Origin of the sequence: Marinobacter sp., assembly GCF_035268745.1 — a bacterium.
GTDB lineage: Bacteria > Pseudomonadota > Gammaproteobacteria > Pseudomonadales > Oleiphilaceae > Marinobacter.
In genome coordinates this window covers 20,014-30,122 of record NZ_DATFKH010000095.1, presented here as the reverse complement: position 1 = coordinate 30,122, position 10,109 = coordinate 20,014, and the positions used below count along the sequence as shown (strand labels likewise).

8 protein-coding genes, 1 other RNA gene and 1 pseudogene are annotated in these 10,109 nt (G+C 56.6%); 8 read left to right on the top strand and 2 right to left on the bottom strand.

What is annotated here, in order from left to right; all coding sequences use genetic code 11:
• From VJ956_RS16340 to VJ956_RS07840, 3 genes are all read left to right on the top strand, one after another.
• The coding region (locus VJ956_RS16340) for a cell division protein ZapA (protein ID WP_414674404.1) at positions 1-168 on the top strand (168 nt) is incomplete at its 5' end.
• A gap of 71 nt (positions 169-239) precedes the next feature.
• Positions 240-419: non-coding RNA, 6S RNA (ssrS, locus tag VJ956_RS07845), on the top strand.
• 4 nt (positions 420-423) lie between these two features.
• The gene (locus VJ956_RS07840; protein ID WP_324083556.1) at positions 424-1,023 is read left to right on the top strand and encodes a 5-formyltetrahydrofolate cyclo-ligase; all 600 of its coding nucleotides are present in this window, start codon (positions 424-426) and stop codon (positions 1,021-1,023) included.
• A 22-nt stretch (positions 1,024-1,045) separates the two neighbouring features.
• Here VJ956_RS07840 and VJ956_RS07835 read toward each other — a convergent pair whose 3' ends face one another.
• Together VJ956_RS07835 and ilvA are read right to left on the bottom strand one after the other, a co-directional pair.
• The gene (locus tag VJ956_RS07835) at positions 1,046-1,210 is read right to left on the bottom strand and encodes a hypothetical protein (RefSeq protein ID WP_324083554.1); all 165 of its coding nucleotides are present in this window, start codon (positions 1,208-1,210) and stop codon (positions 1,046-1,048) included.
• A gap of 155 nt (positions 1,211-1,365) precedes the next feature.
• Positions 1,366-2,901 carry a threonine ammonia-lyase, biosynthetic gene (gene ilvA, locus VJ956_RS07830; RefSeq protein WP_324083552.1) on the bottom strand — a complete coding sequence of 512 codons (1,536 nt, stop codon included), beginning with the start codon at positions 2,899-2,901 and terminating at the stop codon, positions 1,366-1,368.
• A gap of 150 nt (positions 2,902-3,051) precedes the next feature.
• On the opposite strand from ilvA, the gene rpiA reads away from it, so the two are divergent.
• From rpiA to VJ956_RS07805, 5 genes and pseudogenes are all read left to right on the top strand, one after another.
• Complete coding sequence (rpiA, locus tag VJ956_RS07825) at positions 3,052-3,732, top strand: ribose-5-phosphate isomerase RpiA (RefSeq protein ID WP_324083549.1); 681 nt, start codon at positions 3,052-3,054, stop codon at positions 3,730-3,732.
• 110 nt (positions 3,733-3,842) lie between these two features.
• Positions 3,843-4,040: pseudogene (locus tag VJ956_RS07820) on the top strand (acyl-CoA dehydrogenase family protein); the annotation flags it as partial.
• Between the two features lie 209 nt (positions 4,041-4,249).
• Positions 4,250-7,135: a hypothetical protein gene (locus VJ956_RS07815; RefSeq protein ID WP_324083548.1), complete on the top strand. Its 2,886-nt coding sequence runs from the start codon at positions 4,250-4,252 to the stop codon at positions 7,133-7,135.
• Positions 7,136-7,244: 109 nt separating this feature from the next.
• Positions 7,245-7,889 carry a response regulator transcription factor gene (locus VJ956_RS07810; RefSeq protein ID WP_324083546.1) on the top strand — a complete coding sequence of 215 codons (645 nt, stop codon included), beginning with the start codon at positions 7,245-7,247 and terminating at the stop codon, positions 7,887-7,889.
• Positions 7,882-10,095 (top strand): hypothetical protein, encoded by a 2,214-nt coding sequence (locus VJ956_RS07805; protein ID WP_324083544.1) that lies wholly within the window; start codon positions 7,882-7,884, stop codon positions 10,093-10,095. The genes VJ956_RS07810 and VJ956_RS07805 overlap by 8 nt, the downstream gene beginning before the upstream one ends.
• The last annotated feature ends 14 nt before the right edge of the window (positions 10,096-10,109 follow it).

The following is a 10,109-nucleotide window of genomic DNA, read 5'->3' as shown; positions in this document are numbered from 1 at the left end:
ACCGAGCGTATTGCTGTGATGGCAGCACTGAACATCACCCACGACCTGCTGGAGCGGAACACCATGTCCGACGCCGCCAGCAGTATCCTCAATTCCATGGATGAAAAACTCGATAGTGCCCTGGATACTGCCTTCGATAGTGCGGCGGGCAACAGCTCCGGCCGCTGACATTGGCGGTCACGAAAGTTCGCAGCCACAAGCCTTGCAATCGACCCCCGAACTGGCCGTATAATCAAAAGGACTTCCTGGGCTGTTCGCTGGTCGGATTCGTCCTCGAGCCGATGCGTATTGCCAAGGTGGCTACTCCAGGGCATTGTGAGCATGTCCCCTGCGGGGGAAAGCCTAATATGTCACAGCGGCCACCGACCTTGAACTCTGGGTTCAAGGGCCACATCCGATAACGGCAGCCCGGGAAGCTTTATCTTGTCCACAACCCCTTCACGCGCAGTCCTGCGCAGACAACTTCGTGACAAGCGCAACGCACTGACTCTGCAGCAGCAGCAGGACGCAGCTGACAATCTTGCGGTGAATCTGCTCGGACATCCTGATTTGCGCCGGGCCCGGCAGGTGGCGGTGTATCTGCCCAATGACGGTGAGATAGACCCGTCTGTGTATGTCAGTCTGGCAAAACGGCGGGGCCTTCGGTTATATCTGCCAGTGCTTCATCCGATTCATGCCGGGCGACTGGTTTTCAGCCCTTTTACCGACGACACACCCCTGGCGCGAAATCGTTTTGGTATTCCTGAACCGGCTTTCAGTGACGGTCTCAAGCGCCCACCCTGGGCCCTGGATGCGGTGTTGTTTCCGCTGGTGGGGTTTGATGAGGCCGGTGGACGGCTGGGAATGGGCGCCGGTTTTTACGACCGCACATTTGCCTTTACCCGGCACCGGCCGAGGCTGGCACCAAAGCTGATAGGCCTCGCCCACGAATGTCAGAAAGTGTCAGTGATACCGACCCAAAGCTGGGATGTGCCGCTGCACAGCATCGTGACTGATGTGCAGCGATATCAGGCCAGGAAATAACAGCAATTCTGAATCAGCAGGGTCAGTTACGACGCGACTCGTCGGCAGGCACAGCTTCGCTGACAAGGGCATTGGCCGGAGTAGTGAAACCGCCGTCCGGCGCCTGCATCGAAGTAAATCCGGTGATAACCAGGCCAACAGCAAAGACCAGTACAATTGCGCGAATAATGTCGGGCTTGCGATTCATTGCAGAGCGTTCCGGTGTTTCAGGTTCTAAAAATTATCGAAATCAGTGAGATATTGCCGAATCCGACAATCTGCAACAAGACTATCATGCAACCTGGATTTTACAATTTATGACAGGTTAAATTTCAGTAATGTTATCTGATTCTACATTGCAATTTAGTGCCGACCGCCATTTCCCGCACCGAGAAAGAGTTGATAAGCCTCGTTGTCTGTCATGTTCTCGTAGCGGAACCCGATCTTCTCCAGCATCGCTTCAAAATCGGCCACTTCTTCATCGTTCACCTGTGCCCCCAGGAGAACCCGGCTATAGGCAGCGCCGTGATTGCGATAATGGAACATGGAGATATTCCAGCGGGTACCCATGGACATCAGGAATTTCAGCAGCGCGCCCGGCCGTTCCGGGAACTCGAACTGGAACACCTTTTCATTGGTAATGGTCGGCGCGTGCCCTCCGACCATGTGACGGATATGTTGCTTGGCCAGATCACTGTCTGTCAGGTCCACCACGCCATAGCCGCTTTCACGGAGTTCCTGGACCAGCTCGTCCCGGCCCAGACCGCCGGCCTGAATCTGGATACCGACAAAGATGGTGGCATCGGTGGCGTCGGCATAGCGGTAGTTGAACTCGGTGATGCTGCGTCTGTGCAGGGCATTGATAAAGGTCTTGAACGCGCCAGGGCGTTCCGGAATGGTCACCGCCAGGATCGCCTCGCGCTTTTCGCCGATTTCGGTGCGCTCGGAGATGTATCGTAAGCGATCAAAGTTCATGTTGGCGCCGCTGAGGGTAACCGCCAGGTTTTCGCCCTCGATCTTTTCCCGTTCGACATACTTCTTCACGCCCGCAACACCCAGAGCGCCCGCAGGTTCGGCAATAGAGCGGGTGTCCTCGAAAATATCCTTGATGGCGGCACAGATCTCGTCGGTGGAAACGGTGATAACCTCGTCGACGTGATCTTTGCAGATTTCCCAGGGGTAGGCACCGATCTGTTTCACCGCCACGCCGTCGGCAAAGATCCCGACTTCCGGCAGCACCACCCGCTCACCGGCCGCCAGCGCAGCCTGAAGGCAATTGGAATCCTCCGGCTCCACACCGATTACCCGGACCTCGGGCCGCAGGTATTTGATATAGGCCGCCATGCCCGCAATGAGGCCACCGCCGCCGACACAGATAAACACGGCATGCAGCGGCCCGGAGAACTGCCACATCAGTTCCATGGCCACAGTGCCCTGGCCTGCAATCACGTCCGGATCATCGTAGGGCGGGATATAGGTGTAGCCGTGTTTGCTGATCAGCTCCTGGGCGTGGGCCGCGGCTTCGTCAAAGGCGTCGCCTTTGAGAATCACTCTGGCGCCATGGTCCCGCACTGCACGAACCTTTATTTCCGGCGTGGTCTGGGGCATTACGATCACTGCCTTGATGCCCAGGCTCTTGGCACCAAGCGCCACACCCTGGGCATGATTGCCGGCAGAGGCACAGATTACGCCTTTGGCTTTCTGCTCTTCCGACAAATGCGCAATCCGGTTGTAGGCACCCCTGATCTTGAAGGAAAACACCGGCTGAAGGTCTTCACGTTTAAGCAGTATGTTATTGCCAAAACGCTTGGACAGGCTGCGGGCCTCGGTCAGCGGGGTCTCGATGGCCACATCATAAACGCGGGCATCGAGTATTTTCTTGATATAACGTTGCGGCATGGTGCTTTCCAGATTAGACAGAATCAGGGATTTGTCGGAAAAACGCACAGTGTAGGAACTTTGGGCGGGTCCCGTCTATAAGGCAGAGGCCCTGAGCGGTTATAATGACTGGGCTATTCACCTTTTGCCGCCAAAAAACCGGAGTTGCCGATGAATCAGGACGAACTGAAACAAGCCGTTGCCCAGGCTGCCCTGGACTACATCAAGCCGCATCTGGATCAGGACAGCATCATTGGCGTCGGCACTGGCAGCACAGCCAACTGTTTTATCGATCTGCTTGCCAGGGTTCGCAATGATTTTGATGGCGCCGTCGCCAGTTCCGATGCCACGGCGAAGCGCCTGAAAAAACACAATATTCCGGTATATGACCTCAACAGTTCCGCCCCGCTCGAGTTTTACATCGACGGCGCAGATGAAGCCAATGAACGCCTGGAACTGATCAAGGGCGGCGGCGGCGCCCTTACCCGCGAGAAGATTGTGGCGGCAGTGTCCAAAACCTTCATATGTATTGCTGATGAATCGAAGCAGGTGGATATCCTGGGAAGCTTTCCGCTGCCGGTCGAGGTTATCCCCATGGCCCGCAGCCATGTCGGCCGTGAGATTGTGAAGCTGGGGGGAGATCCGGTTTATCGTGAAGGTTTCACCACCGACAATGGTAACGTGATCCTGGACATTTATAATCTGGATATTTCCCGGCCGATTCAGGTGGAGGAGAAGCTGAACAATATTGTCGGCATTGTAACCAACGGGCTGTTTGCTCGGCGTCCTGCCGATGTGCTTCTGCTTGGCACCAGCGAAGGGGTGAAGACAGTTACTCGTGGGGGTGACTGACCTTTCAGCCACCTGAAAAACGGCCCTCTGACTTCTGGTGCGGCCGCAAAGAGGTGGATGCATCAGGGGCACGCTGTGAATACATCCCTGTACGCTCGACAAAATCATCCATGATTTTGACGTCCCCTGATGCACCCACCTCTTTGCGGCGCTGGCTGTCACCGATACCGGTTAAGGACGGTGACCACTACATCGTCAACGGCAGTAAAACATTTATCATCAACGGCGCGCCGGCCGATCATTTTACCGTTGCGGTGCGCACCGGGGGCGAGGGCCATGGCGGTATCAGCCTGCTGCTGATTGATCGCGAAGCAGATACAGCTGTACCACTGGACCCGAATGCCGGTTAGTACTGCCCTCCTGTACCTGCCTTGCTCATCGCCACCGTACGCATTCGCCGATGAATACTACCCGTCTGGGTAATACCATTCGCCCGAAGCCTCCGATACCCTTTTCTTATATATCCTGTTCCAGACTGGGCCGGTGCGCGAGCGCGCAAAATTCAGGGAGAGTAGTAATGGAAGTTTACGGACGTCGGAAGAGTGAAGCACGGGTTTTGTGTATTCCAAGGCTGTTCCTTATCAGCCTGCTGGCTATTTTCTTGGCCGCCTGTGGCGGCGGAGGTTCCGGCGACAACGGCGGTGGTGGCGGCGAGAACCCTCCGCCGACGGTTGGCACACCAGCGCAGAATGATCCCGAGGGCGCCGACCTTTCTTCCACCAGCCTTGCTTCTGACCGTGCAAAGTCCCTGAACTATATTGAAGTACAGGGCCTTTCCGACGAGATCCCCCTGGAAGACACCTTTGCGGAATTCCATGCGTTAGCGACCAATGATTCTGGCGACAGTGTTCTGCATGGTGTGCTTCCCCTGTTCAGTCTGCCAACAGATCCTTCCGATGAGGATAGCGAAACAGGCATCTTCCTGCCCACACCTCTGGTCGATGACGACGAACCCGCCTCTCTGGTGGTTGTCATCACGGACGGCAAAAGCCGCAGCCGAGCGATGCAGCTGGACCTTGACGCCCTGCCGCCGAGGGATGAGGGAATATTCCATGAAGTTGTCGACGAAATCGACAATCTACTGCGCGCATCAACAGAAGCGCTTGGCAAAACCTACCCGGACGAATGGGAAGGCTGGCGGGACAATAGCCTGAACCAGATTCCCGCCTACCTGCTGCCCATCATGCTCACGTGGCACGGCGTAATGGATCCCGAAAACGAAAACTCAATCAGCCGCCAGCTTCAGGACGGCCTTAACCCGGACACACTGCTTTTTCTGGAACGTTTTCTGGCCGGCAGCAGATTGCCAGCCGCGATCCGGGAGCAGGCAGACCTGGTAGCCGAAGGTGATTCACCGCTTACAGAGGCAGGTCAGCAGGTTGAAATAATGAGTTCCAGTATCAGCTGGACGCAGCCTGCGGCTCCATTGACCATGCAAGCCCAGACATTGGTTGTGGCTCAGAACATTCCGGCGTTTGAAACCATCGGCGTTCCGCCACTTCCCGATTCCGAGTCTCTGGCGCCCTTGCTCGCGCTGCAGAGGGATTTTCGACGGCGGCAGGAAAGCGCCGAACTGTTTGATGACACAGTTGGCAGCTATCTCTCAGCAGTGGGACTGGTAGCGACAGTGGCAGCGGTCGCCGGTAGTGGTGGTTCGGCTGGAGTCGCGGCAAACACTGCCAGGGCAAAGAGCCTGGACCTGGCTACTAACGCCATCACTGGCTTTACCAAGGTGAACGAAGTGGCTCGGTGGTTTTTGCCTTGCTGCATAACCGACATGACCACGACGCTGACGCCTCCTGGTGGTCAGGTTCTGGAAGATGCCAGCGTCCCACAGGTGCGCCTGGCCAGCGCAACCGGACGCGCTGAAAGCATTGGCGTCGATGTCACCAAAGAGGTGTTTACCGCAATAGGCGAGGAACTCACATCCCAGACGATCGGTAACGTGTTCAATACCGCCTACTCCGATTTTGGTGAAGGGGCGGGCGACATTGCCAATTATTTTCTGTCCGACCTTACTGAGGATATTATTGGCCAGTTTCCGCCTGGACAGAATGTGGTCTTCGTATGGGATGACATCGATCTCATGGGCGCCGAGGCGCAGAAATGGCTGGAGGTCGAAATTGACACTTTCGGCTCCGGTGGCGAACCCATGCTCTATCAGGCCAACACCACCTCCGACCGCTTCGAGTTCGGCCTGCTTGCGCCGCGCGCGTTTGACATTCAGTCTTCGCAGTTACGCTTCAGCACCAACAATGAGACTCTGGTCTCCTCTCCGGCCATTCATACGTCCACAGTGAACCTGAGATACATCGCACTCGAGTTCAGCCCGTCCAGTCTCAAGATCACCAAAGAAGATCTGGGCACCAGTATGGAATTCTCTGTTACCGTGAAAAACTCCGCACTGCACGACAGGGACTTTCCGTTTATTGACTGGATCCTTGAGCCGGAGCCGGCTATCGGTGAAGTTTTTTACGTCAGGGAGGAACCGCAGGAAAACCCCAACACCTTCACCCATACATTCAGATACGTTGTTCCGGACGAGTTTCCGGAAGGCACCATCGTTGAAGTAAGAACGGAATCGATTTCCAATTCAAGCCCGGCTCAGAATCTCCGTGCCCCGGCCAACAACCCACCCCCGCGCGAAAACGCCCTGTTCATAAGTGCGGACGTTGTCAACATTGTTGTTGACCCTCCTCGCAAGTGCATGGCACCTGGAAGCTCGCACCAGTTCCGTGCCCTGGACGATTCGACCGACGAAGAAGTAGAGGTAAATTGGGCCGCCTCCAACGGCAGCATCAATGGTAGTGGTGTGTTTACGGCAGGCAGCCCGGGAGACGCCCTGGTCACCGCGAGACCTGCAGAGGGAATTGGAACAACTCGCCCGGCAAGGGTTACGGTCGGCGATTGCACCTGCTACTTCAATGCCGAACTCAGCGGTGGGACCGTGAGTGCCGCGGTTTCTCGTGCCGGTTTCAGCTACCTGTCTCTGGGTCGGGACGACACCACCCATAATCAGCTTCGCTTCTTTGGTCAGGAGGATTCCGCTGATAACCTCACAGGTATGCTTCTGGACCTTGACCCGGCGCTTGTGATCGGCGCGAGCGGTACCGTATCAACCACCACGCGGTCGAGTGGATTTATTAACGGTGAAAGCTATGTCCTGTTCGGGCCGGATGGGCCATTGCCTGCCCTGACGGTAGATATCACCAGCCGCACCCCTCTTGCGCTTGGAGCTATCGGTTCTGTTGCATTAGAAGGGCGAATCTACGGGAGCGTCAACGTTGCACGAAATGAGGCACCGCCTGATAATTTCGTGCCTGCGTTCCTCAATATTGAGTTTAACGGGATCTACTCGATTGTAACTGCGGGCCCTGCACTGAACTGTGATCCCGATCGCTAGAAACCGGAGCTCAGCATCAGCCGGTTTCCACAGAAATGGCGTTTATTCGGGTTTGGGCGTAGGGTTGAGGAACTGTTCGCTCACAGCAGTTTGTCAGGGATGCATGGACATGCAATCAGCACTGATCCTGGAAGATCAACCCGAAAGCCGTGACTGGCTCGACGGGATCGTCAGCGAGGCCTTGCCCGGGATCGCCGTAGACGCCGTGGATAGTCTGACGCAGGCCCGATGCCTGCTGGCCCGGACTCACTATGATCTGGCCTTGCTGGACATAAGCCTGCCAGACGGCAGCGGAACGGATCTGCTGAGGCAGGTCCGGGCTTCCCACGCCAACACCTATGTAGTGATGGCGACCATTTACGACGATGATGAACACCTCTTTGCCGCCCTGAAAGACGGGGCTCAGGGTTTCCTGCTCAAAGATCAGCCCAGAGAGCGGCTGGTGGAACAGCTTCGGGGCATTTCCCGAGGTGAACCACCACTGTCTCCCAGCATTGCCCGCCGTGTTCTGCGCCATTTCCGTCACGTCGCACCATCCTTGTCTTGCACCAGCCAGACAGGCCTTACCCCCCGGGAAGAGGAAGTTCTGCGCTTACTGGCCAATGGCTACAACCGCTGCGATATATCCCTGGCTCTGGAAATTTCCGGCAATACCGTTGCGGCTCATACCAAGCAGATTTACCGAAAATTAAACGTTTCCGGACGTGCCGAAGCCACGTTGCAGGCTGTGCGTCTGGGCGTCGTCGATGGCTAGCCTCGCACAACCGACTCTTCCTCCTTTCCCACTGCTTTCTCTGGCCACACTGACGGTATTTCTGGTGATCGCGTGCGCCACCGCTTTTGCTCTCCACGGCCCCTGGCTTGGCCTGGAAACCGAGCCCGGCGATGGTCGTGGTCTTAAAGTGCTCTACGCTCACCCGGCGGGCCCTCTGGCCGGTAACATTATGCCGGGCGAACACCTGACCGACCTTCAAGGACAGCAACAGACCCTATCTCTTCGCGCCTATAACCCTGCTCACAACCCTCATGCTGAGCCCGAATTTTCCGGTTATAATGCTTATCTGGAATACCAGGGACGGATTGCTTCCGCCCTGCGGGCAGGCCCGGTCACGCTGGTGCGCGAAGATGGCCCGGCCCTGGAAGTGGAACCCATGACATCACGCCCACTGTCCGCGTTACCGCTAACCTTCTGGTTACTGAACCTGTTTGGAGCCATTGCCTTCCTGGTCAGCCTCTCCGTTGCAATGTTCCGCCCCGGGCATTGGCCCGCCAGGTTGCTGTTGCTCTCCGGCTGCGGCTTCTTTCTGGCGACGTCACTACACAGTGTCTGGAACGCAAGAGAACTGGCCTTGCCACGGGAAACCTTTGAACTATTGATGCGCGTTAACCACATGGGCCTTTACCTGCTGCTGGTATCGCTGCTGACCCTGATGTTCATCTACCCGCGCCGGCTACCAAAAGTGAACTGGTTAGTAGCCGTGCTGGTGATTCTGGCAATCCTGCAGCAGCTCAACGAGAATCTTCAGGTCTGGACTCTGCCCCTGCACACCTTCTACCTGCCGCTGGGGGTTTATTATCTGTTTGGCGTCGCCGCCGCTGTCTTCCAGTGGCGAATGACCCGACATCACCCGCTTGACAGAGGCGCCTTGCGCTGGCTGTTCTTGTCCATTCTTCTGGCCATGGGCGGCGGCATGATGGTGTATTTTCTGCCAGCCATGCTTGGGTATCCCCCGTTCTCGAACCTGACCACCATGGTGGGTATCGCCAGCACGCTTTACCTGGGATTCGCCCTTGGCATCCTACGTTATCGGTTGTTTCAGGTGGAACGCTGGTGGTTTATTGCCTGGGGCTGGTTTCTCGCGGGCCTGCTGGTGTTATCAGTGGATCTGCTGGTGGTATCGACTCTGGGGGTAAACCAGAAGTACGCACTGACGCTCTCTCTGTTGGCCGTCGGCTGGTTTTATCTGCCATTCCGCCAATGGTTATGGCGGCAATTATCGCCTTCCACCGAGGTTTACATGGAGCGGTATTTACCGGCGTTTATAGAATCCATGTTTACCAGCCCGCCCGATAAAGTATCAGGGCTCTGGCGCGCCATGCTTGTCAGCGTGTTTCAACCACTCACACTGGAGACACAGGCCCGCCGCCCGGAGCGAGCCGAACTTTCCGGCAATGGCGCGCGTTTGCGGGTCCCTTCTTTTGACGAGCCCTCTCAGGCTCCTGCCGACACTGCCCAGGGGCTGAGCTTGCTTTACGGCCAGCGTGGCAGGCGCCTGTTCACTGAACGTGACAAGGACCTGGCCGATGCCCTGAGCGCTATTGCATCAAGAATCTGCAACCTGCGGGAGGCGAAGTTGGCCGGCGCTGACCAGGAGAGAAAAAGGATAATGCGCGACCTGCATGATGATGTCGGTGGGCGTTTGCTGACGCTGATCCACACAGCCGGCGATGACCGGTCTGCCAGACTGGCTCGGAATGCCCTGTCGGCGCTGCGAGAAACCATCTATGCCCTTGATGAGCAGCGCCGTTATAACTTTCAGGACATGCTGGAAGAATTCCGTTCAGAACTGGACGAACGGGTCGTGCCAACAGGACTGAAAATCGCCTGGCAGGCACCGCCGGCAGAAACCCTGACCCTGCCGCCACGCTATTTCATCAATATCAGACGGATATTGAGTGAAGCTGTCAGCAATGCACTTGAGCATGGCGATGCTGGTAAGTTTGACGTTTACCTCGCGGTCGGGCAACAAGTCATTGAGATTCGCCTGGAAAACCCACTCTGGCGCAATAACCCGGGGGCGTCAGGGCACTTCCGCGGGCGCGGATTGAACAATATACACACGCGGATCGCCGAACTTGACGGCGAGCTCAGCTTGTTCTGCCGAATCATGCCGTCACCACGTTTTTGCCTGCAAGCCACAATTCCGCTCCCGGCAAAAAGTCTGCAGACCAAGGTTTAGTTTCGGTCCATACT